This window comes from Mesorhizobium sp. 113-3-3 (assembly GCF_016756495.1).
In the GTDB taxonomy this organism is placed as follows: Bacteria; Pseudomonadota; Alphaproteobacteria; order Rhizobiales; family Rhizobiaceae; genus Mesorhizobium.
Window position 1 is genome coordinate 263402 of the sequence record NZ_AP023244.1, and the last position, 26922, is coordinate 290323.

A 26922-nucleotide genomic window follows, 5' to 3' on the forward strand; every position below is an offset into this window, starting at 1 on the left:
AAAATGTTCTCGCCATGTTCAGGCATGATCGGTTGTTTCGTTGTGCCACCATCGCCGCTGTTCTAGCTTTGATCTTTCTGGTTGTCAGTATGGTTCAGCATGTCGGCGGACACAGCACAGGCGGCCTGACTTTCATGCCCCGCCAAGGCGCAGAGAGGCGCGGTCACCGGCTGACAAAGTTCGCGGTTCAGCCAATCTCAGAAATTCGTCAAGGCTCTCTCGGGCTGCCGTTCCGGCAGCGACGTTGTCTTCGATTAGAACTTTCCAAGAATTTTTGCCGAGAGTACCCCTTTAGGGGTTGACCGCGGTAAGCAGGCGGTCGTTACAAAGGCGACATGAAACGGGAATCGTCCCGGATGTGGCGGAAGGAAAAGGACCCCGGCCGTCATCGCCAAACCGCATGCTCCGACGCGAACCGGATCGACGCAAGAAGCGGCTTTTGGCCTGATAGGTAGTATGAGGCAGCGACCTGTGGTCAAGAACACTGTTCCGTATGAGGAAAAGGCCGGCCTGGTGGAAACGTCGGATCCTGAGATCGACAAGCCGATCTTTCGTCGTTCCGGATTCGCGGGAATAGACCAGCTTGGCGAAATGGACGAGCGGATTTCGGCCTTCCTCCTCAAGGCGCGGCGTGATGTGGGTCTTACAAGAGAGGAACTCGCGCGCTTGCTGGGCTTGTCCACCCAAGTGTTCGGGCGCTACGAGAAAGCGATCTCGAAGCTGCATGTGACGCGACTGGTGCACCTGAGCGAAATCCTCGGCTTTTATCCGATGGAACTGGTCTATGCCGCGGCGCCCCATCTCTTTGGCAAGAGGCCCGAGGAAGCGGAGGACCAGATAAAACTCGCCAAGCTGATCTGGACTCTGCCGCCCAGCACGGTCAGCGCGTTGGTCCACTTGGTCGATGAAATGCACCCCATGTCCGCCGGCGGCGAGGGATCAACGGAGAAGTCGACACCCGTTCGGGCGGAAGAAAGGTTTGGGAAAGCCTCAGGCCAAGCGCTCGTGGTCGATCGGTAGTTCACCAGACTTGCGCAGCTAGGCGTGGGGTTTCCAGTCGGTTGCGGCGATTCAACGCTCGCTATGCGCAAAAAAAGACCGGCGACGGACAATGCCATCGCCGGTCTTTTTTGCGCGTTCGCCTATTCGGATCGACTGAGGCGCTTCAGGGCTCCGCCGAGGTGCCGTCACGCTCTGGTCGACCGATGTCGACTGCTCGGTCCTCGATCAGCTTTATGCTGAGTTCGGTCGGCAGCGGCATGAAGGTGTAGCCGAGCGCAATGGCTGCATGGCGAAGATCCTCAAGCGCTTCGAACGCGCGGTCGCGGGTGCCGAGCCAGAGCGCGGGCTCGTCGGTTTCTTCGTGCGGGAACGCCTGCAGGAAGTAGGTCCGAAGCGGTGGGTCGTAACCGATGACAGCGTCTGGATCCGAGCGAACCTGTCCGGTGACGGTGCCAGTGACAGTGATGGTGTAGCGGCTCATCGCATCCTCCTTTCGCCGGTGGCGAAGCCGGCCCCTTGGGGGGCCGGCTTCCGATACCTCACTGGGGGTTGTTCCAGAGGATGACCTTCTTGTTCTCCTCGCCGCCGGGGGCTGGGGCGACGTTGCCGAAGATCACGCCGATCTCGGGCGCCTCGAGCTTGACGGAGAGGTACTCTTCGCCAGACCGCTGCGAGCGGCGATACCAGCCCGCGCCGATCTCGAAGCCGGTGCGCTTGTTGAGGATGCGGTAGTCGGGCGCGTCCTCGCTGGCCTTGGAGTTCGGCACGAGGGCGATCGGAGCGTTGATCCGGAGCGTGGCGAAGACGCCTTCCATTGAGCCGTCGGACTTGGTGGTGAGGTTAGCGATCGTGGTAGCCATGGTGATGTCTCCTTTTCGGTTGCATCGGAAACCATTCCCGATGGCGTCGAAGGAGAGGGCCGTCCTGCTGCGGTCATCTCGGCGCAAATTCTGGAAAATTCTATTTTCGAAAGAACGCGGGCAGGCCCTTCGCCTGCCCGCAAACCAAAGAACAGAAATCGAATTTTCCTGAATTTGCGCCGAGAGTACCCCGCAAGGGGTTGACCGCGGTAAGCAGGCGGTCCTCTACAAAGGCGACATGAAAAGGGATTGGTTCGCGTTGCAGCCGAAGCCGGGGCGATTACCGCTGGCCGCTCCGATCGCGCCCCAGCAGCTCCCGCCGGCGATCGCTGGGATGGTTTGGCCGCTCCCAATCGTCGCCCCTGCACCGCCGTTCCGGTAGCTGCCCCATCCAGCGAGGAAGCGCGTGGGCTTGCGCAGCCTCCGCAAGCCGACGACACCCGTCGATCATAGCTATGGTTTTGCAGGTCGCAGCGGTCCGGCGATGAGGCCACTTCGCCGAGTGTGGCGTTCGCCTGCGCGAGCTTTCGCTCTGTCGCGCGGGCCGCCGATAGAGGAGACGATGATGTCGAACTCCTCGGGGGCGACCCGCAAATGAGCGGAGGTGCCGACACAGCAAGCGGCCGGTAGCCCCTGCCGCAATCGGCTGCCAAACAGGCGTACGGACATTGTCGCCGACCGGCCATTGGAACGTGCCGTCATTGGCTGCGATCCGACGGGCGGTGTCACTAACCGCATGCGGTACCGCATGCGGTTAGTGCACCCAGCCAATTGCGTGGGAACTGCAGGCTCATCCCGGCGTCATCGCGCGCCGCTCATCCGGCGTCATGCACGCTGCAAGGACATCCCGGATGTCCGGGTCGGCGCGTGACAGCATGGTTCGCCAGTCGACGACGTTGCGGGTGGTCGCCATCAACCCATTGGCGACATCGTAGGTGACGCAGGGCTTTTCGGCCATTGCAAGCCGCAGCACGTTGAGGACGGTGCCAGGGCTCGTCCCGTTCCAGATCATCAGACCGTAGTCGGCGCGTCGGACCATTTCGCGATCCTTCTGCGCCTCCGCTTCGAACCCATGTGTGTCGGGCAGCGGCGGAACGTTGTAGACGGCCCAATCCCCGAGATTGTTGCGCGGTTTACTCCCGGTGCAAAAGACGCCGACATGCTCGTAGCCATGCCCGCCGAGCAAAGCCTGCACTTCCGTGTCGGCGCCGGGTGCATCGCCGACGAGAACGCCGTGTTCGGCTGCCATGATCGAGGCGATCCGCCCGACTATCGCGTCGGGCAGTTCGACGATGTCGCGTGAGCCGCCAATAAAAATCATCGCCATGGTGTCTCTCTTTCTCTCTAGCAGCCCCGCCCCGCTCCAGCCCCCTCTCCCTCGCGCGACTCGCGTGCCACGCGATCAATCCTTGAAAAGCCGCGCGTCAACTGTCATATTGAAAAGAGACAAGTGACGTATTGAGGTAATGCCATGGTGATCGCGGCCGAGAACATAGCCCCACACAGAGGTGTCGGCGACCTGCAGAAAGTGGCGGACCTGTTGGGCGGCGCCCGCGTCCTGTCGCGACGCGTGACCAGCGCGCTCGATGCTCATGAGCTGCTTTTGAATGGGTTGCCGACCTCGGCGCTGGATTATCTCGTCGGGCGTCTGGTGTTCATTCATAAGGCCGAGTCGCTCGAAAAGGCCGTGGGCATGAGCGTACGCACCTATCAGCGGCGCAAGGATACACCGTCGAAGCCGCTCAGCCAGGAGCAGAGTGGGCGGACGTGGAAGTTTGCCGAGATCCTGGCCAAGGCAACGGATGTGCTGGGATCGCAGGCCGAGGCGGAGCAGTGGCTTGAGCGCGCGGCGATCGGTCTGGACCAGCGGCGGCCGATCGATCTCCTGGCGACGCCGGCGGGCGTCGAGCTTGTCGAGGATTACCTCGAAAGGCTCGAATACGGCGTCTATGCATGACGCCGCTGCCGGCGGCGCTCGGCGGTACAGAGTTTCTCGTCTGGCGCCTCGATCAGGCCCGCTTTGCGCCAACCTGGGACAGCGGTGAGGGTGCGTATCGGGTCGGCGGGCGGTGGAACAGCAAGGGCGTGCGTGCCGTCTATTGTTCCATCGATCCCTCGACCGCGATTCTCGAAGTGGCGGTCCATAAGGGCTTCAGAACGCTCGACATAGTCCCGCATGTGATGACGGCTGCCGTCATAACCGACGCAACAGATGTCCATGTCGTGGATCCTGGCGCGGTTCCCAACCCCAACTGGCTGCGTCCGGGCATTCCCAGTGCCGGGCAGCAAGCGTTCGGCGACGACCTTCTGCGGCGTCATCGCTTCGTGGCGATTCCCAGTGCTGTTTCCTCGCATAGCTGGAATCTCGTCTTCGTCGCCAGTGTCGCTGCGGACGCTTATGCGCTGAAGCTCCAGGAGCTTTTTGCGCTCGATACGCGCCTGCATCCACCGGCAACACCATGATGGCGACGTGCATAGATTGAGGAACGGTGACGGCGCTTACCAGACCGCGTCGAAACGCCATGCGGATTTTCCGCATGGCGTCCTCGTGTAGTCGACTGCCCGCGCTGGCTTGACCCATTTCAGCCTGTCCTGTTCACATGCGGCATGTTTAAGACCATCAACGCAGTCCTGATTCACGTTTCGCTGGATGAGATCCAGCCGAAAATCTGGCGTCGACTTGTTTTGCCGTCAGGCTGGACTCTTGAACAGCTCCACCTTGCCATTCAGGCGGCCTTCAACTGGTGGAACTATCATTTGCACGAGTTCAACATCGGTGGCCTGCGCTATGGCGATGTCGAGCTCCTGACGGAGGATGCCGCTGAAGACGACCCCCGCGTCTTTGATTGTCAAGAGGTTCGCCTCCGCGACTTCGGGCGGGGAGCCCTGTTCAAATACATCTATGACTTCGGTGATAACTGGTCTCACACAGTCGCGATCGAGGAACTCGTTGCCCTTGACGTCGCGCCCAAGCACGGGACCTGCATCGATGGAGCGCGCGCCAGGCCGCCCGAAGATGTTGGCGGTATCCCCGGTTATGAGCGCTTCCTGGAAATCATGTCGGACAAGACAGACCCTGAACACGCCGACACCAAGCGGTGGTGTGGAGGATATTTCGATCGGGACTGGTTCGACCTGGCTGTGGTGGACAAGGATGTGCGCAATGCACTGCGCCCGAATGTTAGGCGTCGGCTGCATCAGCCAAAGCCAAAGCGTAGCGGACCGACAACTGCTTAAATCAACAGGCGACGATTTGACCGCCATGATCGAACGGGCGTCGACAGCATCGGCTCGTTCGGCGCAGATCGGCCGATAGCATCACGGGCTTTTGCCCGAGCGTAAGAACAACGCCCATGCAATCCCCTGTCTGCAGCTTCACGGTCGAAATCAGGCTCGTGGGCGAATCCAAGTCCTCGATATTGTCCGGTGTTTCGCTCCAGGGGGCAAGAAGGGCCGAACGAGGACAAGCGGGAGTCCGAATGGGGTTGCAAAAACATGATGAACATAAGCCTGCGCCGAGCGGCAGGACCCTCCCCGATCTGTCGTCGAATGCAAACGCAGCAGGCGAGCACGACATTCTGAAACGCGGCAACGAGACATAACTCCCGGCATTTCGATCGCCGGGAGCTTGCTCGCAATAGCACCCGTGGGGTCACTGTCACGCGCCGCCATCTCCGAAGCGCCAGACCGGGATGCCGAGGCGGCGGGCCTTGTCGGCGAGATTGCCGGTGATGCCGGAACCGGGGAAGACGATCAGGCCGGACGGCATGACCGACAGCATCTCGTCGTTCCGGCGGAACGGGGCTGCCTTGGCGTGGCGGGTCCAGTTCGGCTTGAAGGCGATCTGCGTCACCTTGCGGCTTTCGGCCCAGCACGCCGCGATCCGCTCGGCACCTCGCGGCGATCCGCCGTGCAGGAGCACCATATCGGGGAACCTGGCGCGGGCCCGGTCGAGCGCATCCCAGATCAGCTCGTGATCGTTGAAGTCCATGCCGCCGGAGAAGGCGATCTTGGTGCCAGCCGGGATCAGCACCTCGGTCTCGGCCCGGCGGCGCGCCGAGAGGAAGTCGCGGCTGTCGATCATGGCGGCGGTCAGGTTGGCGTGGTTGACCTTCGAGCCGGTGCGCGGTCGCCAGATCGAGCCGGTCTGCGCCTCGAACAGGTCGGCCGCGAAGTCGCGCATGAACTCCAAGGCGTTGCGGCGCTCAAGAAGCGTAATGCCCTCGGCCACGTGGCGCTCCAGCTCGACCGACTTGACCTCGGTGCCGTCCTGTTCGCGCTGTCCGCTGCGCTGCGCATCCTCGTTGCGCTGCAGGTCCCGCTGGATGCGGTCGCCGGCGCGGTGGAAGAGATTGACGGTCGACCAGAGCAGGTCTTCCAGGTCGGGCTCCAGCCGTGTGTCGCCGAGCATTTCGGCGAAGGCGTCGAAGATGGCCGTGAGCGCAGACTGGACAGCCGGCTCCTCGGGCAACGGCCGCGGATCGGGTTCGTCCTGGAAGGGGCGATGGCCGTAGAGCTGCATCTCGAAGATGTAGCGGGCGGTCGGCGAGGACGCGTGGGGAGGCTCGTAGCTGTCGTCGAGGGGAAGGGTCAGGTTCATGGGATTCTCCATCGGGTTAGGGCCGCGTCTCTCGCGGCCTGACGGCGATCCCCTCCCACGCGCTCTGCGGGCCGGAACCGCGAGCTCCCGGCATGATCCCCAAAAGCGGGAACCGCTTTTGGGAACAGATCATGCCGCAAAGGGAGCGAAGCGGCCGAGCGTAGCGCTGGGCGGCGCCAAGGCAGGTTTCCTGGCCCGCGAGGAATGGCCGGCCCCGCACGTCGGCCGGGAAGCCGGGCAGCGGCTTTCCGGTGCGCCGATGTGCGAAAAAAGGCCGGCCAGGGGAGGAAACCTGCCGGGCGCTGCTGAAGGCCCGGATGTCGCGTGGTAGGGGTCGCCTCCCGGCAGGCCCGCGGGCGCGCCCTTCCCGGCAATGGAGAAGCCTGGGAGCCGGTCTTCCGCACGGCCACAGCCTGCGCCTGCGCGTCCGTGCCCCGAGTCACGTCGCGAGGAAGGCCATCGCGTCTTCCGGAACGAGCTGTTCGCGAAGCCGCTCCATGAGCCTGTCCGGTCCGAGACGGCGCAGATCCTCGTTGAAATCGCCGAGCTCCGGCGAAAGCACGAGCGGCAGCAGACCAGCAGCCTGCGCGCGGCGGCTCAGCTGATCGATGCCATGCCGGCCGGCCGCATCGGCATCGGCAGCGATATAGAGGCGGCTGCTACCGGGCGGGAAGCGGAAGGCCGAGAGGTGATTGGCCGAGAGGGCTGCGACCACCGGCATGGCCGGCATCACCGCGTTGAGGGACAGGATCGTTTCGATGCCTTCGCCCGCCGCCATGATCGGGACCGGGCCGATCGTCGGGAACGAGAAGCGCACGGCATTGCCGAGAAGGCCGCCGAGCGATCGCCTTGGATTGTCGACCGGAGCCTTGCCGGCTCCGCATGGATCGAGCCAGGTCCGATGTACGCCGGTGATCGTGCCGGCGGCATCGGTGACGGCTGCGATCATAGCTGGGAATGTTGATGTCGCGCCCGTCGTGAGATCCCGATAATAGCAGGAGGGATGGAAGCGGAGCGAGCCGTGGCGCGCGGCCGCAACGATGCCACGATGGCGCAGATATGCCTCGGCCAGACTGCCATGGAACGCACCGCTCATCGCGAAGAGGCGTCGCGCGCGTTCGCTCGCTGACGACACGCCGCCAACCGGCCTTCTATCGCTGGCCGTTGACCGCGAAGGCTCAGGGTTCGGCAAGCTCAGGAAGCGCCGCGCCTCGTCGGCGACGTCATGGAAGTCGACAAGCCCGCAGGTCTCGCGCACGAGATCGAGGAGATCGCCGAACTGGGCCGTGGCCTCGTCTGCCCATCTGCCTCGACGCGGCCCGGAAAGATGGACATAGAGGGAGCGGCCTTTGCTGTTCCTGACGTCACCGACGATCCAGTAATTGCCCGCACGTCGGCCGGCGGAGAGATAATGACGGCAAACCGCCTCGGCGCTCTGCGCGAGGCGGTCCGCGAGTTCGGATGCGGAGGCGCGCATAACAACCGCCCCTCCGTCAGACGCGGCTGGCGATGTCGACCAGGCGATGGCGTTCCATCAGCCGGGAAAGGATCGCGATGGCCTCGCCGGTCATCGGCACGAAGAACCGAGTTTTCCACTGGATCATCTCGCAAAACAGCCCGATCGCCTTCAGCCAGTCGCACATGCCGTCGGTGAAGCCGTTGAGTTCGACGCGATAGTCGTTCATGACTTTCACGCGCCGTAACGTCATGTCGCCGGCAAGGCCGATCACGGACGAGTCGTTGGTGAGCGCGGCCCAGACCTGTTCGGGACTGATCGTCTGGACTTGGTCCAGGCCAAGATTGCGGCATAGCGCCGGCAGATGCGCGGGCGCTATCGTGCGGCCGACGATCCTTTCGCCATCGTCGGTCTGCAGCCGGAAGACGCGGCAATAGTCCTGCGGCAGCAGGCGCCAGATCGGCAGCAGCAGCCCTGTGATGATATGCAGCTGCGAGTCAGAAAATTGCGGAACCTTCGCGACCTCGGCCTGCCAGGATGCGGCGAACAGCACTTCGTCGGCCTCGTCCCAATTGGTGTCTTCGAGCTGGCGAACTTCGTAGCGCAGTTCGTCCATTGGCCGGATGAGCGCGACGCGCGGTTCGATCGTGCCATCGTCCAGCATGACGCTACGGGTCGGCATCATGACTGCCGCACGACCGGATTTGGCATTGACCATCAACGTGGCGCGACGATCGCACTTGGTCATCGCAAGTGCGTCCGAGAGGGACATCGGCTTGTTGCGTGTACGCTGTGTGATGGTCAGGAGATGCGACTGAGCGCCGCTGCCGGGATGGGTGTAGACGACCTGACGATCCGTGACCATCATGCTGTCGGCTTCAAGTGTCTCCAGGCCCTTGTCGTAAATGCCGGCGGCGATCGCGCCATCGATGCGCGCTGCCAGAAGTTGTTCAAAGGCGTCGAAGAGCAGATTTTGCATTGCGATCGTCAACGCAAGCATACGATTGAGAAAGGTCGTGATGGGCGGTAGTTCGTCTTTGAGGCCGCCCTCTTCGGTGGTCAGCGCCAGGCCGGTGATGGCTTCGAACTGGCTGAGCGAGCAGCCCTCGACCTTGCCCTGGCGGATGAGCAGGTAGAACTGGCGTAGCGCATCGCGCGCATACTGGGATTCCAGGTTGTCCTCGCTTCGAAAAAGCCCCTGTCCGCCCGTTTGCCGCTGCCCGCGGGTGATCGCGCCGAGTGTGTCGAGGCGGCGTGCGATCGTCGACAGGAAGCGCCGCTCGGCCTTGACGTTGGTGGCGATCGGCCGAAACAGCGGTGGCTGCTTCTGGTTGGTGCGGTTGGTGCGACCGAGCCCCTGAATTGCGGTGTCGGCCCGCCAGCCGGCTTCCAGCAGATAGTGGACGCGCAGGCGCGTGTTCCGCGCCGACAACTCGGCGTGGTAGCTGCGTCCTGTCCCGCCGGCATCGCTGAAGACGAGAATACGTTTCTCATCGTCCATGAAGGCCCTCACGTCATCGAGGCCCGCCGAGCCGGGCCGGGTCTCGACCGCGAACCGCTCGATGCGCCCGCCGATATCGCGACGGACAATACGACGGGAGCGGCCGGTGATCTCCGCAACCTGTTCCGTCCCGAAATGCTGGACGATCTGATCGAGCGCGGTCGGAACGGCAGGCAGCGAGCCGAGTTTTTCGAAAAGCGCGTCACGACGGGCGACGGCCTCGCGGCATATGACGGGATTGCCGTCCTCGTCGAAGACCGGCCGGGAACTGATATTGCCGCTCTCGTCGGAGAACGCCTCGAAGAGCTGCGTCGGGAACGAATGCATAAGGTAGTCAGCTACAAATTCCCTCGGGGTCACATCAACCTGGATGTCGCCCCATTCTTCGGTCGGAATCTGGGCAAGGCGACGCTCGGTGAGGGCTTCCCCGGTCGAAACGATCTGAATGACGGCGGCGTGGCCTTCCGCCAGATCGCGCTCGATCGTGCGCATCAGCGTCGGCGTCTTCATCGCGGTGAGGAGGTGGTTGAAGAAACGCAGCTTGGAGGATTCCAATGCCGACCGCGCCGCCGACTTAGCGTTGCGATTGAGCGTGCCTGACTGCCCGGTGATGCCGGACGCTTCCATGGCGGCGTCGAGGTTGGTGTGGATGACCTGGTACGCCTCGGCCCAGGAATCATAGATCCTAACCTGCTCTTCCGTCAGTTCATGCTCGACCATCTCGTATTCGACGCCGTCATAGGAAAGCGAGCGTGAGGTATAGAGGCCGAGGGCTTTCAGATCACGCGCGAGCACCTCCATGGCTGCGACGCCGCCGTCCTCGATGGCCGCGACGAAATCCGATCGCGTCGGAAACGGGAAATCGGCGGCGCCCCACAGTCCCAGACGCTCGGCATAGGCCAGATTCTCGACGTCCGTCGCACCCGTCGCCGAGACATAGACCACGCGCGCATGGGGCAAGGCGCGTTGAAGCCGCAGGCCAGCCCTGCCCTGTTGCGATCCGGGTTTATCGCCACGCTCGGTCTTGCCGCCGGCGGCGTTGGCCATGGCGTGGCCTTCGTCGAAGATGATGACGCCGTCGAAATCTTCGCCGAGCCAGTCCACGATCTGCTGAACGCGCGAGCGTTTGCCTTCGCGCTCGTCGGAGCGAAGCGTCGCGAATGTGGTGAACAGGATCCCTTCCGCGAGACGGATCGGCGTGCCCTGCCGGAAACGCGACAGCGGCGTGACCAGTAGTTTCTCCTGACCAAGCGCCGACCAATCTCGCTGGGAATCCCAATGCAATTTTTCGGATTTTGTAATCCACAGATGGCGACGGCGACCCTTCAGCCAGTTGTCCAGCAGGATGCCGGCGACTTGCCGTCCCTTGCCGGCGCCTGTCCCGTCACCGAGAAACCAGCCACGGCGAAAGCGGACGGCGCCGGCGGTTTCCTTGCTGGCCGCCTGAACATTGTCCCAGGATTTGTCGACTGTCCAAAACCCGGCGAGATAGCCAGCGTGGGCTTCGCCCGCATAGATCACGCTTTCGAGCTGCGCGTCGGAGAGGATGCCATGCTCGATGACGTGCTCGGGCAGATGCGGGCGGTAGCTCGGCCTGGGGGGAGCGACTGATGCCATTGCGGTCGACTCAACGAGCTTGTCCGGATGGGGTTTGGCGCCGGGGATGCTGATCGCCTGAAGCCGATAGGGTTCGTAGATCCCGTCCGTCAGATTGCCGCGTGTTTCGTCGGCGGCTTCACGAATCTCGTAGGCGAGCTCGACGATGGGTGGCGATGGCGGCGACACGGGGCCGGTCGCTGGCAGGGCGCGGTGCTGGGACGCCCCTGGCCGTGCTGGCGCTGCCGTCATCGGTGTGGGCCGCAGCGTGTCAGCGCTCCTGCGTGCCGCCCTCTTTGCCGCCACGGCCCGCAGGATTCCGTTGGAGAGCGCGCCGATAGAGTCCGGCGACGTCGTCGGCGAGCGCGGCGGCAGCACTGTCATCCAATCGAGGAGCGCTTGCAGGTCCGGGGCTGTGCCATGTGAGGCGATCAGGCGGGCGGGATCCTGCGCCGGAATCTTGTCCAGGACGGTAAGCCGCGTCTCCACATTGGTGCCGTGCCGTACATAGACGCTGCCGTCGATCGCCGCGGAGAACAGGATGCGGCCACGCTCCTGCAATCGGACGAAGGCGTCGCGCCATTTCGGATTGTCGGGAGCTAGGCTCGAACCGGTGATCGCGACCAGGCGTCCGCCGGGCGCCAGTCGCGCGAAGGCGGACGCGAGGTGACGCCAGGCCGCGTCTGAAACCCTGCCCTCGACGTGAGCGCCGACCGAGAATGGCGGGTTCATGAGGACGACGGTCGGGCTGGCGGATCGATCCAGGTAATCGTCGATGTGGGCAGCATCGTGCCGCGTGGTCCGGGCATTCGGGAAAAGCTGCGACAGCAAGGCCTGCCGGACGGGCGCGTAGTCGTTCAGCATCAGTCGCGCCTGGGCGATTTCCGCGAAGATAGCGAGAAGGCCTGTGCCCGCGGACGGTTCGAGCACGATGTCGCCGGCGATCATGCCGGCGGCGCGAGACACGACATACGCCAGGGGCATCGGTGTCGACAGCTGCTGCAGCGCCTGCGATTCATCCGATCGGCGCGTATGGGTCGGCACGAGATGCGCGACCTTCGCCAGCATGGCGAGCGCATCGGTTTGAAAACGGGCGAGAATTGCTGGTCCGAACTTGCGCAGGAAAAGAACCTGTGCCGCCTCGCAGGCTTCATAGGCGTCTTTCCAGACCCAGCATCCCTGGGCATCGCTGCCGTCGAAGGCGTGGGTCATGATTGGACGAAGATCGCTCGCGGCGATCGGCTGACCCCGTTCGAGGAAGGGCAGAATCTGGTTGGCGGCCTGCAGAATTTGGGTGGCGCGGCTGGTCCGGTCGGAGACGATCGGATCGAGGGAGCCAGCCGGAATGCCGGTGGCTCGTGCGGGGATCGCGTTCATGGGAAAGTCCTGTCGAGAGCGGCGAAAGGGTCGGCCTGCACCGGGCGCTCTCTCAACCCAGCCAGGCCAACCCTTCCCGGCTTCCCTCTTCCTCTGCAGCCGAGCCGCCACCCCCGGCCACTCTCCCCCAAGGGTGGCATCTGTTGCTCTTAGCGACCTGGCCGGTCGGCTTTGAGCCTGACCATCGATACGTCTCGCATCAGACAGTCTGCCCAACTATCGGCCGGCTTTTGAAAAGGTATCCCGCGTTTGCAGCCGTCTATAGTCGCTTGGATCAATTCAATCGGATGATGTGGATCCAGGCGGATGCGCCAGTTCAGGATTGGGGCACCGGTTATCGCTGTCCACGGTGAGCGGCGATATATTGGAGCATCGGCTGACCGGCGGGCTCTTGCCACAAACGCTTTCCGCGGCTTTCGCGGAGCTTCTTTGCTGTCGGAACTAGTAGGGTGCGGAAACGACATTGATCAGCGGCGGATACCACCTTATTCATAGGGCTAGCACAGCAGTTCCCCTACCTAGCCGAGCAACATGAGTAGATACAAAGACTATCGCAAGCCCCGTCGGCATCGAGATGACGACGAGCCGCTTGCTCTTCCAGAACGGGCTTTCGAGCCCAGCTTCTTTCAGCGGCCATCACCTGCGATTGCAGAGCCTGTCGACGCGCAGGTGAAGTGGTTCAACGCGGGCAAAGGATTTGGCTTCATCAAAGTCTCAGACGGCAGGGAGGCCTATCTGCCGCTACGCGTGTTGGAGGGGATCGGAAGCCGCGATGTCGCGGCGGGAGCTCGTCTCAAAGTCACCTTGGAAGAAACGCGAAAGGGGCATCAGGTTGCGCAGGTGTTGGAGATCGGAGAAGTTACCCCGACCGCGCTGACAAATGCGGGTGTCGACGAAGCATCCGTTGTTCCGGGGGCGCGGGTTGAAACTGCTGGTACCGTGAAGTGGTACAATCCTGACAAAGGCTTTGGCTTCATAGCTCCTGAAACCGGCGGCAAGGACGTCTTCATTCACGCCAACCAGTTGTCCCGCGCCGGGCTCACCGTACTGGTAGAGGGACAGAAGGTGCTTTTCGAACACGGGCAAGGCAAAAAAGGTCCCGAGGCCCAGAGCATTCGCCTTGGTTAGAGCGTTATAGCGGCACCGGTCGATCGGTTGAGAGATGCCCAGGTCAGGACAATTTTGCCAACAGCTCGTCAGGCCTCAGCTGGGCTAAGGCCGCACAGCCAGATCGGGTACGATCAACCTAGTCTCAGCCCGGCCGGTCATAAAGGCTTGCTGTGGTCTAGCAGCATTCAAAGAACGGCTGACCGGCGACCAACGCATACTCTTAGAGGTTGGGGGTTACATGAAAGCGTCGGTCGCCGGCACTAGGCGGGGCCGCGTCAGCAATGACGCGCGGGGCGGATTAGGCGCCGAGAGACGCCGTCGATAGGGATGCCAGATCATGGTAAAGAAGACGTTACCACCCGCAGCGCCGTCAGATTTGGGGACCCTCAATCGGTTGGTCTGACGGTAGGGCCTGGTCAGGTCGGCCGCGTCGGTCAGTCTACCAATTGGCCAAGTCGGCTATCCACCTTGGGGCCCCTGCTTACAAGGCTCGCGAGGAATGCAACAGCGTCAAGGGATTGCACTTCAATCTGGCGCCCGACCAGCCAATCGTCTGCGTTACCTTGCCGGTGGCCATGTATATCGTGCCGGGCGACGCCAGCTCGAAATAGGTAGCGGGCGCTCGCCCAGATGGACCGAGCGCGGCCGGAAATGACGCCATAGGTCTGGCGATCATCGGACGGTGAAATGCCGTTCCCGGACTACCGGAAATCCCGGACCTGATGGCCCTGGCATCACCGTGTCAGGACGGTGATGCCGATGCTGTTTTCATCGAGCTCGATACGCAGATGAGTTGCCGATGGCCGCGTATCCGCGATGGCAAGGATTTCCTCGGCGGCGAGGAATTCGATGCCGTTATCGCCGCCAAAATGGCGGCGCTTGTATCCCCACCAGTCCGCGTTGCTGCCGGGATTGCATTCGTCCGCATAGCAGACCATCGGTTCGCCTCCTTCTGGAAGCTTGCCGTTCGAAGCTGCATAAACCCCTTGGTGACCAACCAGCCAAAGACCGGGTTTTTCATCCTTGCCCGGCGCCAGGCCGAAATGGGGATTGCGGAAGCCGCCGTTGGCGGCGGCATCCAGCTCGCCGCGCGCAATGATAGCGCGCACCGCTGAAAGCGGGAACGTGAACATGATTTTCTCCTGAGCTTGAGAGGACTCGCCGTAATCGGTCAAAGCGGCGAATGGTTGAATTTAGTAGTGGTCAGCAGTTATCGATTGCAGCCGACGACGTTCGACGAACTGTCATAGCCTTGTGCCGGTAGCGATCGATCGCGAGCCGGGTATCAAGCGCCAGTGGACGGCTTTCCCGTGCGGAGTTTGTCTTCGATTTCTTCATCGGTCAGATCTTCCAGGAGTTTCAGGATGGTGCGATGGCCGCCTGCATTGACGAGGATAGTGCGCTTGCCGCGATGCTCGGCTGGCCAGGCGCTTGGGTCGGCGGAACCTGCGATGCCACGAAAATCGGGATGCGTGCCGGCCCAGATTGCCTCAAGCTTCTCTTCGCGCGTCATGCTGTCGGGCAACTGACTCTCGTAAGCGATGATGGCTTCCCGCATCGCGTCGGGGCTTTGGCGGTCGGACAGGTCGCAAAACCCAGTGAACCATCGCCGCCGGCCGCGAATGGTGATTTCGAAGAAGACGCTGGTGATATAACCGGCCTTGAACTCCGACATTCCGAACATGCCGGCTCTAAGGAAGAGCGGCGGCAGCATGTCGAGCATGAAGTAATATGCACTTGCTTCGATCTCGAACCATTGGCAAGCATAGGCCGTGCCCGAGATACGATCCTCGGGCGGTGCTTCATGGTCGCGATTAAACAGCGAAATCATCTCTTCGCGCGTTGCGATATTCTCAAAAATCTTTCTGAAGGATGGGTGATCAGGCATGGAATGCTCCTTTCGGGCATGGCGAAGGGGCCGTTGGAGCGGCGTTCGCATTCTTCATAGTGGCGGGGGGTGCAGAGCCGGCGGCTCAGGCGATGAGCGGCAATCGGTTCAGCGATGACCTGGTGGTCTGGTCCGGAAGGCGAGACGTCCAGAAACGAAAAAGGATTCAGGCTGCTCGCGGCACGGCAGATCTCGGAGAACTTCCCACGCCGCTGATTGCGTGAACGAGCGCTGCGAGCGCAGGAATGTCGTCGAGCAGAGTGAGATCGGCCAAGTGATTGGGGCCACCGGTGTAGTCCTGCCGACCCTTGCAGGTCCGGATCAGAATTCCGTGTCCAGAGGAAAGACCGAACTGGCCAACCTGGATATAAACGCGACGGTGATGCAGGGTTATTTCACCGGCGACGGCTATGCCTGCCTTGTTCGAACGCAGATCGTACGATCCGGCTGGCAGGTGCAATTCGGCGGCAAGCTTCTTCAAACGCGAGCGCGCGGTTGAATGAAAGCGCCTCTTCTGCTCTTCGTCATAAGAGCAAGACTTGGTCCACTGAAACATCGTGATCTCCGTTAAACAAAAGCGCCCGGCGATCGCGGTGCGATGCCGGGCTGTGAGGGATTGATGGTGAAGGCGACGCCGATCAGGCCGCTATCCGGCCTTCGACGACGTCGGCGCCGACCTCGTCGGCTGTGACCTCTTCTAGAACCGTGTGCGAATAGGGATGCATTGCCAGCCACAGTTCGGCGGCCTCACGGCTGTCGGCCAGGTGAAGCAACTCGATGTTGTCGTCGTAGACACGCAGCACCCGCACCATTCCGATCGCGGGCCGCTCGATGATCTTGAAGATCAGATCGCTATCGACTGAATACGTGCGCCTCACCGTGACCAGGATGACGGAGCCACTCGAGAAATCACCCTCATGGAGGGTGATGGCGGCGGGCGACGACCATGTTTCGCGCTCGCGCGGCGGGGTCTTCTTGACCAGCTGGCCAACGCCATTCCGCCCTTCCCATGCGGCGAGCTTCTTCGTGAAACGGGCGGGCGGTTTGGGGGCATGATCACCATATTTGATGACGCTCCCGAGTGGGGCGTTCTCGTAAATGTTGCTTGCGGACATATGTTTTCTCCTTGTCCAGAAACAGAAAAGGCCCGGCGCGATGGCCGGGCCTTCGGTGGTGGCATGAGGGTGGTTACTCGGCGGCGAGGAGGTGATCGCCGTCGCCGTCCTCGGCATCGTTAGCGCTGATCCCCGCCTGATCGGCAAGGAAGGCTGGCAGTTCTGATGCAGTGTCGGCGGGTGTGTCTTCCACCGGCTCATCGACCACATCGTCGAGTGCATCGACGACCTGAGAGGAGGGTGCCAGGCGAAGCGGCTCGGGCAGCCAGTTCGACCCTTCGAGAAGACGGGCAGCCTCACGTGCCATCAAGTCCTTCTTCATGTGGTCGATCAGCTGCGCGGAGTCCTCGCCGCGCGCTTCGCGCACCGCCTGGACGATCCGGGCCTTGGTGACGCGGCCGAGATAGTTGTCGACGGTGGGCTCCCAGCCGGCCGTGACCATGTCGAACTGAAGCGTGGCCGCGACTGCATCGGCATGGGCAAGCGCGCCAGGGCGCCTGTTCCAGGGCTCGACGACTGCGTTCAGCGAGAGCGACGCGCAGTGCGCGAACAGCGCCTTGCGGCTCGCTTCATCGAGACCGAGCAGGAAATCCCATAGCTTGTCGCTGTCGGGCATATCCCTGTCCCAGGCCTCGTGCCGCTCGGCGATTTCCTTCGCCCACAAGGTCTCGGCCAGGTCTTGCGCCTGGCCGAAACTGTTGCTTGTCATGCTGATCTCGAGGCAGCTGTCCTTGGCGAACCTGAAGAACACCTGCAGCACGAGTGCATGGAGAACTGCGACGAAGGCGATGTCGACGTCGCTGGCGAGCGCGTTGCGCAGCGCGAGCGTCTTCTGCGCGGTGAGATCGAAGACGAGACGATCGGGCAGCGGCTTTATGCCTTCATCCTCGGGTTCTTCCGCACCGTCGGAAGTACCGTTCACGGACCGACCGTTGACAACAACGCCATTGCCGCTGTCAACCTCGGACTGTGACGCGTCGCGATCCTCGCCGTCGCCCTCCTCGTCGTCATCGTCTGTCTCGACCCGCGGTTCGTCCTCTGGACGGACAAAGCCGGCTTCGATCTGCATCTGGCCGTTGGCACCGAGCGTGACAAACGCTCCGGCGATAGTCTTCTGCGTCGGATCATAGACATGGGGACGATCGCTGAAGCCGTCGAGTTCAGCGCCGAGCTGATCGAGCTTGTCCTCGATCTCCTGGTCGGCCTCCTCCATCTCGGCATACTTGGCGTCGAGCGCATCATACTCGGCCTTCACCGCGTCGTAGCGATCGATCTCCTCGGCGCTCATCTCCGGCTGTTCGGCATAGACGCGCCGCATGCCGGAGGTGTGGCCATAGGGAAAGCTGATCGCCGCCTCGACCCACTTCCAGCCGTCGGCGCGAACGGTCTCGGCGTCCAGCTTCAGCTTATCGAAGACCAACTGCTCAAGAAGAGCTGCATCCTGGAACCAGCCCCCGGAATCCTGCTCGAACAGATCGCGCAGGACAACGCCGCCCGCAGCTTCATAGGCCTCAGCGCCGACATAGACCGCCCGGCGATCGTCGGCACGAACCGTCGTCTCCGTCAGCAAGCGCCTGATGTAGTACGGCTCCTGCACGCTCGAGTTGTTGGAGATGCGCTCCCAGACTTGCTCCTGACGCGCATGGTCGTCGGAGATCGAAAACGCCATGATTTGCTCGAGACGGATTTCATCCTGTTCGTAGAGCTCGAGCAGCTTTGGCGAAACCGAGGCGAGTTTCAGCCGCTGCTTAACGGTCGCCGCCGACACGAAGAAGCGGGCGGCGATCTCTTCGACATCGAGGCCTTGGTCGCTGAGGGCTCTAAACGCCCTGAACTGGTCGAGCGGATGCAGGTTCTCGCGATGCACGTTCTCGGCAAGCGAGTCCTCTTCGGCGGAAGTCGTTCCGCTGCGATTGACGATGCACGGAATCGGCTCGTTCTTTGCCAGACGCTTCTGCTTGACGAGAATGCCGAGCGCCAGATAGCGGCGGCCGCCGGCCGGCACTTCGAAGGTGCCGGTCTCCTCTCCGTTCCCGTCGAGTACGGGACGAACGTTCAGGCTCTGCAGGAGCTTTCGCCGGCCGATGTCCTCGGCGAGCTGCTCGATGGACACGCCGTCCTTTACCCGGCGGACATTCTCCTGCGACAGCACGAGCTTGTCGTAGGCGATATTCTCCGAAGGGTTCATTGCGATCTTCTGATTGGCCTTTGCCATAATCAGGGTCTCCATGACGGGCGGCCCGGGGCCTCTCCCCGAACCTCCAAACCCGTCGGAAACCCTCCCTCCCCCCTCTGCCTCTCGCGGCGCCGCGCCGGCGCAGGCCGGCGGCCTCGATGCGGATCGGCGACATCGACCCGGCCAGCCTTGCGCAGAGCCTCGAGCATGCGGGCATGGTCCATGAGGATATGGATGAGCGCCTGGCGATCGACAGTGACGGTTTTGCTGGTACTGCGTGTGCGATCCTGCCGCTCATGCAGGGCCTCGAACTCATCCATGGTGGTGTAAAGTTGGAGAAGGGTGCGGCCGCTCATGGTACGGCCTTCCGTTCGGCCGGCACAGACGCCGTTTCGACGTCGGGGATGTTCCAGACCTCTGCGCCGGCGGCGGCGTAGAGGATGGCGACCGCGCGCAACGGTGCGTAGGAGAGCCCGTGCCACGGGGCTGGCTGCGCATCGCGGCCGACGGCGACCAGCGGTCCGCGCAGCGTCAGTTGCACTACGATGTCGAACGCCACACACCGGCTGTCGATGACCGGAAGGCCGGCGGCGATGCATTGGGCTTTGATAGCCTGGCAGCTATAGCCGGAGAGCGTTGCGCCGTTGCGATAATGCAGGGTGAAACCGCCGCGGCCGATGGAGAGGTGGCCGCCGGGTGTTGCCAGAGCGGCGGCGATGTCGGCGGAATAGTCTGTCACGGGTTGTTGCAGCATGAGGGGATCTCCGCGACGGCCGACGGAGGGGTCCGCCTGAAAGCCGTCACGGCGAAAGCCACCCCCTCGGACGAAAGGGATGGCCGGTGCTGTCGGATGTTTGGTTCGATGACTGCGACCGGGCGGCTACAGTGGCGAAAAGATCGGTCGCATGGCGTCGACGCGGTATTTTCGCCGGATTGCTTCGATAGCTGCGTCCTGGCGCTCGACCTTGCAGCGCAGTCGCTCGAGGTCTGCGGCTGCGTTGTCTGTGAGCCGGTCGAGGATCCGGAGATACGCTTCCTCGTCCGCGCCGCTCCAGTTCGACATGCGGCGATTGTAGCGATGCCTTTTCGGACGCGAGCTGATCGCCTCTGCCTCCGCACGATCGCGCAGAGACCGTTCGAGCTCGTAAAGATTGTGGCGCGTTTCGCGCAACCGGGCTTCCATTTGAGACAAAGCCGTGCAGGTTTCAGGATGGCTCATCATTGTGCCTCGCCCTCCCGCTCGCCAGAAATCAGCTTTGCGACGCGACGCACAATGACGGGGCGGGTGTCAGCCTCCTGGGCAAGGCGGCGGATCAGCTCGAGTTCGACATCCGGGCAGTCGCCGCACACCTCGAGATCGATCCAGCGACCGGCTCGCCCGACATGGGAATCGCGAAGCCGGTGGCTGGAGGAGGTATGGTAGCTCTCATGCGGATCGTTGAGCCTGATGCGCGTGCGTAGGAAGAGGATGCCTGAACCGAGATTGCCGCAGAACAGGAACTCGTCGGCCGGCGTAGTCTTCGGGCCGCAGCCGATTTTTCGATGGCCGATCTCGCGGAAGGCTTCGTCGAAGCTGGACGGATCAGGCGTGACGGGCGCTTGCCGTCGAAGACCCAGGGCGGCCGATGGGATCGACACCGCCGACCGCGATCTGATGAAGCAGATCGAGCAGATAGGTGGGATCAGCCGGATAGGGGCAACTCCGCCAGACGTTGCGTATCGTCCGACGGAGCGGATCGGAGAGCGCAACGAGCCGGGCACGGGCTTCGCGCCAACGGGCGGCGCGCTGGGCGCGCTGCTCGTGTTCGCGCTGTTCCCACCAGACGTGCCGGCGGGTCATTTCTTCCTCGACGCTGTGCTGTCGGGCCGCGATCATCTCGGCGAAGAGCGGCAATGCCTCGCGCTCTAGGCGCTGCTTGCGCTTGAAGGCGGCGCGTTTGCGCGACGTGTCCCGATAGGGTTCGGGTTTCGGCCAGGGACGGAAACGCATCAGACCCCCTCCCCGCGTCCAGCCTGCGCGGCATTGGAAAGGATACGGATGGCTGTGGTGATGCTGCCGGTCTCACACGCGGCCTCGGCATAAGCGGAGAGCGGGAACGCGCCGGTGAAGAAGATGTCGCGCTCGTGGTGATGGTTTCCTGAGAAGTCTCCTTCACTCAATTGATCGCGCCGACACGGCGCACCCAGAGGTTGCGATTCTGGCACACTGCACGAAGATAAAAGCCTGCGATTCCAAGTGTCCTGGCGCCGACTTCCGAGTTCCAACAGTAGAAGCCGTGGAAGAAGAGATCAGGTTCACCGTTCGGAAGCTTTCCGGCCTCAATCGGATTGAGATCGTCGACCAGAAAGAGAAAGACATCACGATCGGATGCATAAAGCGTCGTCGTATCTTTCGAGATGTCGACATTGGGATTGTAGATTCCCGTCGACCAATCGAGCACGCCGGGCGTTTTCCAGCGTGTGTCCCCGGTCCCGTTGCCGGCGATCTTCTGCACGGCCTCGACCAGTTCGTGGTCGAAAATTCTCCCGTTATCCAGACTCTGTGTACCTGTCTTACAGACGTCAGGGTTGGCGCTTAGTATCGCTGACAGTCAGACAGATAGAATCGTCGAGTGATGCCGGTGCGAAGTTTTTGCCGGGGGCGGGCTCGAGCCCGTCCCCGGCAAAAACTTCGGCGCCGTTGGGAGGTCCTTTGCCGCAGGTATTCTTTACCGATCTTTGCGCCGTGCACCGCTCCGTGACGGTCCACGGCACGACATACGAGTTGTCCTCAGACGAGATAGCGGCCGCGGACAACGTCGGCCTCATTGAGGGCATGCCGTTCATTCCGGGAAGCGACGGCGCCTACGATCACCACCTCAACCGTTTCCTCCGATCGTGCCCGATCATGGGCGTGCGCTCGATGAACAGCCTTCGCGCCTATGCGCGGGACGTCGTCGTCTGGATGCGCTTCCTCGAAGAGCGGCGGAATGGCAAGTCTCTCTGGTCAGCCGATCGCGATGATATCGCCGCATTCCACGACGCCCGGCGCATGTCCGAACCGCCGTTCCGGATATCGGCCTCATCCTGGAACCGGATGATCGCGGCGCTCGATAAGCTTTATCGGTGGGCAGTCGATGAGAAGATCATTGCCGCCGCTCCGTTCACCTATCGGCAGCTCTGGTCCCGCGCATCAGCGTCAGGTGCGGTCATCGCCATGGCGGTGAACTGCGCCAAGGAAAGCGGAGCCCGCAATGGCGACATGCGCTTCCTCGACATGCCGCGCTATCTGGCATTCCGCGATGTCGGGCTGCGCGGCAGGCTTCCGGATGGCAGGGAAGACCCGACATGGCGAGGCCGCAATGGAGAGCGCAATGCGCTGTTCGCGGAACTGCTGATCACGACCGCCCTGCGGTTGCAGGAAGCCTCAAGCTTGCTGCTGAGCGAACTGCCGGAACTGAACGTGCACCTGGACACCACTGCTCGATCGCTGCCCTTCCGACTGGCGGCTGCGACCGCAAAGGGCTCGCGCGGTCGGGACATCCGCATGCCGATCCGTCTGATCGGGCAGTTGCACGACTACGTCCGGATCGAACGGCACAACGCGCTTGGGCGAGTTCGGCGGAGGGGTCGCATCCGCCAGCGTAGCCCGATCCCGGTTGTCGCATGCGAGCACCGTGCCCTTCACCTGAGCGATGGCGACCGCGCCTTGAAGATAAGCGTCGATCAGTTGACGCCGTCGGAGCGGACGCGCCTTGTCGACGCCGAGACGGGCGTGCCGCTGGCGCTCTGGCTGACAGAAGACGGGGAGCCGATGCCGATGGCGTCGTGGGAGGCCGTGTTCGGACGCGCCAGCGAGAGATGCCGTCGCCTCGGCTTCACGGATATGCACGTGACCCCTCACATGCTGCGACACAGCTTTGCCGTCCACATGCTGACGCTGCTTCTGCGTGAGCAGGTCGCCTGGGTGGTCAGCGAGCGATCGCGGCATCTCGGCTCCGCCTATCGTCGAATGATTGGTGATCCTCTGCTGAAGCTCCAAAGATTGATGGGGCATAGCAGAATCGAGAGCACCTACATCTATCTCGATCACCTCGCAGATAGCCAGGAGATCGTCGATGCGGCGGGGGGCAACCTTGGTCTCGACGTGACCTCCGGGGAACTCGCGTCATGAGCCGGGGGCGACGGGCAACATTCCCGCCGCAGCCGGAGGCTCCGGATAAGAGCACCGTTACCGCCGTGATCGTCGCCGATCCCCGCCGCTTCGCTGTGCGCGTCGATACGGGCGGCGAGATCATCGTCGACCTGAGTTCCTGGTCGAACCCCTCCTTCGTTGCCGAGATCGCCCCGCTGATGCGGGAACGCATCCGCCAGATGGGCCCGACGCCGATCGGACGTTCGGTGCAGCGCAAGGTGCTCAATCTCCGCCGGTTCTGGTCGTTCCTGGATGATCGGAAGATCGTCCCGCACGGATTGGGCGACATCACCGTCGAGTTGATCAACGATTATGAGACGTGGCTCGAACAGAATGCCGGGAGCCGACTATTCCAAAGGCACCTTCTGGCGGCGCTGATCAGCGTGCTGCGCATCGCGGTCGAGGACCGTCCCGGCGCGCTGACCCCGGACGTCGTGTCCCGCCTGCGCTATCTCGGTCATGGCGACAGTGGGGGCAGCCGGCCCCGCGACGCCTATAGCAGCGGGATCGCCGAGGCACTACGTGCGGCGGCACGAGCTCAGATCATCGAGGCTCGTCAGCGCATCGCGCTCGGCGACGACGTTCCGCTGCCGCCGCCGGGAATGGATACATGCGCGCGGCTGCGCGTACATCATGATGTCGTCATCGCCGAGATCGTGCGATCCGGACAGATCGAGACGCGGCACCCTGCCTTCAAGCGCTTCGTCAATCTCGCTGCCTACCGCAAGGTCGATCGCAGAATCGAAGTGCCGCATCGCGGGTTCCACCTCACGCCGATCGACCTTGCGGCGTTCATGACCCTGCTGTCGCTGGAGACGGGCATGGAGATGGAATGCCTGGTCCGCCTGAAGGCCGACTGCCTGCGCAATCCCACCAAGGGCTATGTCGAGATCGAGTATTACAAACGCCGGGCACGGGGCTCGGAGTGGAAGCGTCTGCGAGTTCGGGACGGGTCGAGCGCCACGCCCGGCGGGCTGGTCAGAATGGCGATCGCGCTCACCGAACGCGCTCGGCGTCACACTGGGTCGGATCGTCTGTGGGTACTCTGGACTATCGACGGCCTGCGCCCGGCCAACGAAGAAGGCGGCCAGGGCATCGCCACCTTCGTCGATCGCTACCACCTGGTCGATGACGATGGCGCGCCGCTGCGGCTGCGACTGTCGCGGTTGCGCAAGACCCACAAGGCCGAATGGTATCGACGCACGAACGGCCAGCTCGAGCAGTTCGCCGTCGGTCACTCGATCGGCGTCGCAGCCCGTCATTATGCGGACATACCCGCCCTTCGTCATGTTCACGAGCAAACCTTGGCCGCCGCGTTCCACGATGCTCTCGACGCTGCGCTGAAGCCGCGCATCGCCACGAGCGAGCGGAAAGACCTTGTCGTGGAGCGGCAAGAGCCGCCTCCGGCGACAGAGGAACAGGATGTCTGGCTCGCGCGATGCGGCGGCTTTTACGAGAGCCTGTTCACGGAAGCTGGCAAACCCTGCCCGACCCCGTTCTGGGGCGCCTCGAATGCGAGAATGCCGTGATCACCGAGCGCAAGCTGCCGGCGCTCATCGCATTCCAGTCCTTCATGACCGATCAGCGCGCCGTCCTCGACGCCGCCGAGTGGTCGATCAAGTTTGGCCGCCCCTGGCATCGTATCACGAAGCAGATCCTGCCCGCCTTTGCGCCGCAGGCCGTTGAAGCGGCACGGATCGCGGAGCAAGGGCCGACGGTCCTTTATCTACCGGTGGAGGCGACGGCACGATGACGGCGCTCAACAGCGCGCAGGCTACAGGCCCATCGGCGATACGCAGCCCCAGCGACATCGTGCTCTGCTCGATGAAGCTCAAGGACGGGACCGATCGGAACACGCTCTCGCGCTTCGGCGACGACGTATGGGATCTCGATCCGGTAATCTTCCATGTGACTGCGCGCAATGCCTTCCGAACGATCGACTTCACCGATATTGCCTGCCCGGTGGAGCGGGTGACGGCCAAGGAATACATCTTCGCCTGGCTCAACGAACGCCTGCCGGACCGCTCGGGACGGCTGCGGCCGTTGAGCGCGCGGGCAGCGCTTGCCACCCTGCGCCAGTTCATGGCGTTCGTTCGGGAACGAGAGGGCCGGTTCGATGCCGCGCTCATCGATCAGGATCTGCTCGACGCTTACCTCGCTCTCCAGAAGAACCGTTCCGTGTTGCCGACCCGGGTTGGCGCCTGCCTCAGACCGGCCGTTCAGCTTCATCGGCTGGCCCGCTTCCTGACCCATGGTGGCCTCGACTTCGTGCCCTGGAACGGAACGCCGATCTTCAAGGTAGCCGGCTGCGGCGGCCGACCATATGAGAACATGACGCCACGCATTCCCGAGCCGGTGATCGGCGGATTGCTCCGCTGGTCGCTGCGCTATGTCGAGCTGTTCTCGACCGATATCCTCGCTGCTCGCGACGAACTCGATTCCCTCGAGGCCGCCTATGCAGCGCGCCCGCGCTATGCCCGGCGCGGCAGCGTCGAAGGGCGGCTGGCGGACTGGATCGAGCGGCGACGTCAAGCGGAACGAGGCATTCCCGTCTGGAACGAGCCCGAGCGCATGGGTGGCATCTGTGGTGCGATCGCGCTCGACCAGCGGCTGGATGGCCATGTCCTGAACATCCGGCTGATCTCGTTGCAAAGCGGCGTGCATCCCACCAACCTCATCCAGAACAAGACGGCCTATGGCCTGCTTCTCGACGCTGTGAAGGAACTCGGCGTCGAGCCAGGCGGCATGGACACACCGATCTCCAACGATCCCGAGAGCGGCCAGCCATGGCGGTCGCGCTTCGATGCTTTTGTGCTGGCGCACGAGGAACGCCAGCTTCAGACCGCCGCCTACATCCTGTGCGCCTATTTGACCGGCATGCGCGACAGTGAAGTTCAGGCCATGCAACCCGGTTGCCTTCAACGCAGGCGCAGCGCCGACGGCATGATCGAACGGCTGACAATACGCAGCGTCGTCTACAAGGGTCGGCAGGAGCGCGGAGACCCGGAGGAATGGGTGACGATCGAGCCGGTCGGCCGCGCCGTGGAGATTGCCGAACATCTGGCGGCAAGGCATAGGCCATGGCGCAAGGACGACGGCATCTGGATCGTTCTGCATCGCGCCGTTGCGCTCGATCGCGGCGTGCCCCATGTGGTGCGGCAGATCAATCGGTATCGCGAGCATCTGGACGAGCACTTCGGCGCGCCGGATGAGCCGACAATCCCGCTTGTTGAAGGACGGAATTGGATCTTCAACACACGGCAGTTCCGCCGAACCGTGGCATGGTATATCGCCAACCGGCCATTCGGAGTGGTCGCCGGCAAGATCCAGTACAAGCATGCCTCTGTCGCAATGTTCGACGGCTATGCCGGATCATCGGCTTCCGGCTTCCGTCAGGAGGTGGAGCAAGAACATTATCTGGGACAGCTCGACGACATCGTTGCGCACTACGAAGCGGCGCAGCGTGGCGAACGACTGGCCGGCCCCGGCGCTTCCCGCGTCACGCACGAGATGGACCGTGCCGCCCGGGAGGTCGGTCCTCTGCCAGGAACGATCGCAGACGGCAAACGGGTGAAGGCGATGCTTGCTCACCTCGCGCGCACGCTGCACGTCGGCTACCTGAACGACTGCTTCTTCGAGCCAGCGACCGCGCTTTGTCTTGGCCGGTCGACAGGTTCGGAGAGCCAGCCCATCCTGTCGAACTGCGCCCCTGACCGCTGCCCGAACTCCTGCATTGCCCGTCGTCATCTGCCGCCATGGCAGGCCGCAATCGCTCACGCCGAGGCGATGCTGGAAGAGAAGAGATTGTCGAACGTGCAGCGAACCGCGATCCGGCAGGACCGGGACCGAATGCGCAAGCTGATAGCGCCGCTGCTGGAGGAACGCTCGTGAAGCCTGTCAGCACTTCAACAGAGGGAGCGCTTCGCGAAGCGCTCACCCGTCTTGTCTCAGGGAATGCGTTCAGGTCGGAGGGCCGCCTGACGGTTGCCGATCTGGCACGGGAAGCCGGCGTCAGCCGCGCAACCGCGAACCGTGCTCCAGCCATACTCGCAGAACTGCGGGAGGCG

The 26922-nt window shown here is 63.0% G+C and carries 26 protein-coding genes and 1 pseudogene; 9 read left to right on the top strand and 18 right to left on the bottom strand.

Translation table 11 applies throughout. The features are described 5' to 3' along the window. Positions 1–471: 471 nt before the first annotated feature. Complete coding sequence (locus tag JG746_RS35395) at positions 472–1020, top strand: helix-turn-helix domain-containing protein (RefSeq protein ID WP_244731014.1); 549 nt, start codon at positions 472–474, stop codon at positions 1018–1020. Between the two features lie 145 nt (positions 1021–1165). Here the strand turns inward: JG746_RS35395 and JG746_RS35400 are convergent, their stop codons facing one another. The 3 genes from JG746_RS35400 to JG746_RS35410 all read right to left on the bottom strand — a co-directional run bounded on the left by JG746_RS35400 (position 1166) and on the right by JG746_RS35410 (position 3189). Then, a complete protein-coding gene (locus tag JG746_RS35400) occupies positions 1166–1483 on the bottom strand; it encodes a hypothetical protein (protein WP_199202149.1) in 318 nt (105 codons plus the stop codon). 58 nt (positions 1484–1541) lie between these two features. Beyond that, positions 1542–1862 (bottom strand): DUF736 domain-containing protein, encoded by a 321-nt coding sequence (locus tag JG746_RS35405; RefSeq protein ID WP_199202150.1) that lies wholly within the window; start codon positions 1860–1862, stop codon positions 1542–1544. Positions 1863–2652: 790 nt separating this feature from the next. After that, positions 2653–3189, bottom strand: coding sequence for a hypothetical protein (locus JG746_RS35410; RefSeq protein ID WP_199202152.1), 537 nt, complete (start codon positions 3187–3189; stop codon positions 2653–2655). Between the two features lie 144 nt (positions 3190–3333). On the opposite strand from JG746_RS35410, the gene parS reads away from it, so the two are divergent. The 3 genes from parS to JG746_RS35425 all read left to right on the top strand — a co-directional run bounded on the left by parS (position 3334) and on the right by JG746_RS35425 (position 5099). Then, positions 3334–3819 (top strand): type II RES/Xre toxin-antitoxin system antitoxin, encoded by a 486-nt coding sequence (parS, locus tag JG746_RS35415; protein ID WP_199202153.1) that lies wholly within the window; start codon positions 3334–3336, stop codon positions 3817–3819. Further along, positions 3816–4325: an RES family NAD+ phosphorylase gene (locus JG746_RS35420; RefSeq protein ID WP_199202154.1), complete on the top strand. Its 510-nt coding sequence runs from the start codon at positions 3816–3818 to the stop codon at positions 4323–4325. Before parS ends, JG746_RS35420 begins: the two co-directional genes overlap by 4 nt. A gap of 144 nt (positions 4326–4469) precedes the next feature. Further along, positions 4470–5099 (top strand): plasmid pRiA4b ORF-3 family protein, encoded by a 630-nt coding sequence (locus JG746_RS35425; RefSeq protein WP_199202155.1) that lies wholly within the window; start codon positions 4470–4472, stop codon positions 5097–5099. A gap of 421 nt (positions 5100–5520) precedes the next feature. Here the strand turns inward: JG746_RS35425 and JG746_RS35430 are convergent, their stop codons facing one another. The 3 genes from JG746_RS35430 to JG746_RS35440 form a co-directional block, all read right to left on the bottom strand. Then, a complete protein-coding gene (locus JG746_RS35430; RefSeq protein ID WP_199202156.1) occupies positions 5521–6462 on the bottom strand; it encodes a DUF2493 domain-containing protein in 942 nt (313 codons plus the stop codon). 439 nt (positions 6463–6901) lie between these two features. Then, complete coding sequence (locus JG746_RS35435; RefSeq protein WP_199202158.1) at positions 6902–7939, bottom strand: DUF7146 domain-containing protein; 1038 nt, start codon at positions 7937–7939, stop codon at positions 6902–6904. 16 nt (positions 7940–7955) lie between these two features. Further along, positions 7956–12392 carry a strawberry notch family protein gene (locus tag JG746_RS35440; RefSeq protein ID WP_199202159.1) on the bottom strand — a complete coding sequence of 1479 codons (4437 nt, stop codon included), beginning with the start codon at positions 12390–12392 and terminating at the stop codon, positions 7956–7958. Between the two features lie 531 nt (positions 12393–12923). Here JG746_RS35440 and JG746_RS37735 point away from each other — a divergent pair. After that, positions 12924–13520, top strand: a complete 597-nt coding sequence (locus JG746_RS37735; protein ID WP_199202160.1) for a cold-shock protein — start codon at positions 12924–12926, stop codon at positions 13518–13520. A 716-nt stretch (positions 13521–14236) separates the two neighbouring features. On the opposite strand, the gene JG746_RS35450 is transcribed toward JG746_RS37735, so the two are convergent. From JG746_RS35450 to JG746_RS35500, 12 genes and pseudogenes are all read right to left on the bottom strand, one after another. After that, positions 14237–14635, bottom strand: coding sequence for a DUF3085 domain-containing protein (locus JG746_RS35450; protein ID WP_199202161.1), 399 nt, complete (start codon positions 14633–14635; stop codon positions 14237–14239). Between the two features lie 152 nt (positions 14636–14787). Next, on the bottom strand, positions 14788–15390 hold the full coding sequence (locus JG746_RS35455; RefSeq protein ID WP_199202162.1) for a DUF1419 domain-containing protein: 603 nt from the start codon (positions 15388–15390) through the stop codon (positions 14788–14790). 166 nt (positions 15391–15556) lie between these two features. Continuing rightward, positions 15557–15946: a hypothetical protein gene (locus tag JG746_RS35460; protein ID WP_202359573.1), complete on the bottom strand. Its 390-nt coding sequence runs from the start codon at positions 15944–15946 to the stop codon at positions 15557–15559. Positions 15947–16028: 82 nt separating this feature from the next. After that, positions 16029–16505 carry a hypothetical protein gene (locus tag JG746_RS35465; protein WP_199202165.1) on the bottom strand — a complete coding sequence of 159 codons (477 nt, stop codon included), beginning with the start codon at positions 16503–16505 and terminating at the stop codon, positions 16029–16031. A gap of 73 nt (positions 16506–16578) precedes the next feature. Further along, positions 16579–18720: a ParB/RepB/Spo0J family partition protein gene (locus tag JG746_RS35470; protein WP_199202357.1), complete on the bottom strand. Its 2142-nt coding sequence runs from the start codon at positions 18718–18720 to the stop codon at positions 16579–16581. 2 nt (positions 18721–18722) lie between these two features. Further along, positions 18723–19037, bottom strand: coding sequence for a hypothetical protein (locus JG746_RS35475; RefSeq protein ID WP_199202166.1), 315 nt, complete (start codon positions 19035–19037; stop codon positions 18723–18725). Beyond that, positions 19034–19435, bottom strand: a complete 402-nt coding sequence (locus JG746_RS35480) for a hypothetical protein (protein ID WP_199202167.1) — start codon at positions 19433–19435, stop codon at positions 19034–19036. The genes JG746_RS35475 and JG746_RS35480 overlap by 4 nt, the downstream gene beginning before the upstream one ends. A 126-nt stretch (positions 19436–19561) precedes the next feature. Next, positions 19562–19900: a hypothetical protein gene (locus JG746_RS35485; RefSeq protein WP_244731015.1), complete on the bottom strand. Its 339-nt coding sequence runs from the start codon at positions 19898–19900 to the stop codon at positions 19562–19564. Further along, a complete protein-coding gene (locus JG746_RS37465) occupies positions 19900–20319 on the bottom strand; it encodes a hypothetical protein (protein ID WP_244731016.1) in 420 nt (139 codons plus the stop codon). Before JG746_RS37465 ends, JG746_RS35485 begins: the two co-directional genes overlap by 1 nt. Beyond that, positions 20264–20671, bottom strand: coding sequence for a hypothetical protein (locus JG746_RS37470; RefSeq protein ID WP_244731017.1), 408 nt, complete (start codon positions 20669–20671; stop codon positions 20264–20266). Before JG746_RS37470 ends, JG746_RS37465 begins: the two co-directional genes overlap by 56 nt. Next, on the bottom strand, positions 20671–20841 hold the full coding sequence (locus JG746_RS37475) for a DUF2958 domain-containing protein (RefSeq protein WP_342216572.1): 171 nt from the start codon (positions 20839–20841) through the stop codon (positions 20671–20673). Before JG746_RS37475 ends, JG746_RS37470 begins: the two co-directional genes overlap by 1 nt. Before the next feature lie 23 nt (positions 20842–20864). Further along, positions 20865–21215: pseudogene (locus JG746_RS35500) on the bottom strand (DUF932 domain-containing protein); the annotation flags it as partial. A 158-nt stretch (positions 21216–21373) separates the two neighbouring features. On the opposite strand from JG746_RS35500, the gene JG746_RS35505 reads away from it, so the two are divergent. Genes JG746_RS35505 through JG746_RS35515 form a run of 4 tightly spaced genes read left to right on the top strand, consistent with a single transcriptional unit; the run spans position 21374 to position 26746 of the window. Then, positions 21374–22834 (top strand): tyrosine-type recombinase/integrase, encoded by a 1461-nt coding sequence (locus JG746_RS35505; protein ID WP_199202169.1) that lies wholly within the window; start codon positions 21374–21376, stop codon positions 22832–22834. Next, complete coding sequence (locus tag JG746_RS35510; RefSeq protein WP_244731018.1) at positions 22831–24384, top strand: hypothetical protein; 1554 nt, start codon at positions 22831–22833, stop codon at positions 24382–24384. The genes JG746_RS35505 and JG746_RS35510 overlap by 4 nt, the downstream gene beginning before the upstream one ends. Beyond that, positions 24381–24608 (top strand): hypothetical protein, encoded by a 228-nt coding sequence (locus tag JG746_RS37480; protein ID WP_244731020.1) that lies wholly within the window; start codon positions 24381–24383, stop codon positions 24606–24608. The genes JG746_RS35510 and JG746_RS37480 overlap by 4 nt, the downstream gene beginning before the upstream one ends. Continuing rightward, a complete protein-coding gene (locus JG746_RS35515) occupies positions 24605–26746 on the top strand; it encodes a hypothetical protein (RefSeq protein ID WP_199202170.1) in 2142 nt (713 codons plus the stop codon). The genes JG746_RS37480 and JG746_RS35515 overlap by 4 nt, the downstream gene beginning before the upstream one ends. Positions 26747–26922: the final 176 nt, after the last annotated feature.

Bases quoted from the DNA above. Each gene is read 5' to 3' on its own strand.
- JG746_RS35475 (WP_199202166.1), bottom strand. From the start codon at position 19,037: ATGAGCGGCCGCACCCTTCTCCAACTTTACACCACCATGGATGAGTTC.
- JG746_RS35430 (WP_199202156.1), bottom strand. From the start codon at position 6,462: ATGAACCTGACCCTTCCCCTCGACGACAGCTACGAGCCTCCCCACGCG.
- JG746_RS37470 (WP_244731017.1), bottom strand. From the start codon at position 20,671: ATGCGTTTCCGTCCCTGGCCGAAACCCGAACCCTATCGGGACACGTCG.
- JG746_RS35510 (WP_244731018.1), top strand. From the start codon at position 22,831: ATGAGCCGGGGGCGACGGGCAACATTCCCGCCGCAGCCGGAGGCTCCG.
- JG746_RS35410 (WP_199202152.1), bottom strand. From the start codon at position 3,189: ATGGCGATGATTTTTATTGGCGGCTCACGCGACATCGTCGAACTGCCC.
- JG746_RS35515 (WP_199202170.1), top strand. From the start codon at position 24,605: ATGACGGCGCTCAACAGCGCGCAGGCTACAGGCCCATCGGCGATACGC.
- JG746_RS35420 (WP_199202154.1), top strand. From the start codon at position 3,816: ATGACGCCGCTGCCGGCGGCGCTCGGCGGTACAGAGTTTCTCGTCTGG.
- JG746_RS35465 (WP_199202165.1), bottom strand. From the start codon at position 16,505: ATGTCCGCAAGCAACATTTACGAGAACGCCCCACTCGGGAGCGTCATC.
- JG746_RS35470 (WP_199202357.1), bottom strand. From the start codon at position 18,720: ATGGCAAAGGCCAATCAGAAGATCGCAATGAACCCTTCGGAGAATATC.
- parS (WP_199202153.1), top strand. From the start codon at position 3,334: ATGGTGATCGCGGCCGAGAACATAGCCCCACACAGAGGTGTCGGCGAC.
- JG746_RS35400 (WP_199202149.1), bottom strand. From the start codon at position 1,483: ATGAGCCGCTACACCATCACTGTCACTGGCACCGTCACCGGACAGGTT.
- JG746_RS35440 (WP_199202159.1), bottom strand. From the start codon at position 12,392: ATGAACGCGATCCCCGCACGAGCCACCGGCATTCCGGCTGGCTCCCTC.
- JG746_RS35455 (WP_199202162.1), bottom strand. From the start codon at position 15,390: ATGCCTGATCACCCATCCTTCAGAAAGATTTTTGAGAATATCGCAACG.
- JG746_RS35460 (WP_202359573.1), bottom strand. From the start codon at position 15,946: ATGTTTCAGTGGACCAAGTCTTGCTCTTATGACGAAGAGCAGAAGAGG.
- JG746_RS35405 (WP_199202150.1), bottom strand. From the start codon at position 1,862: ATGGCTACCACGATCGCTAACCTCACCACCAAGTCCGACGGCTCAATG.
- JG746_RS35450 (WP_199202161.1), bottom strand. From the start codon at position 14,635: ATGTTCACGTTCCCGCTTTCAGCGGTGCGCGCTATCATTGCGCGCGGC.
- JG746_RS35485 (WP_244731015.1), bottom strand. From the start codon at position 19,900: ATGAGCCATCCTGAAACCTGCACGGCTTTGTCTCAAATGGAAGCCCGG.
- JG746_RS35480 (WP_199202167.1), bottom strand. From the start codon at position 19,435: ATGCTGCAACAACCCGTGACAGACTATTCCGCCGACATCGCCGCCGCT.
- JG746_RS37735 (WP_199202160.1), top strand. From the start codon at position 12,924: ATGAGTAGATACAAAGACTATCGCAAGCCCCGTCGGCATCGAGATGAC.
- JG746_RS35425 (WP_199202155.1), top strand. From the start codon at position 4,470: ATGTTTAAGACCATCAACGCAGTCCTGATTCACGTTTCGCTGGATGAG.
- JG746_RS35435 (WP_199202158.1), bottom strand. From the start codon at position 7,939: ATGCGCGCCTCCGCATCCGAACTCGCGGACCGCCTCGCGCAGAGCGCC.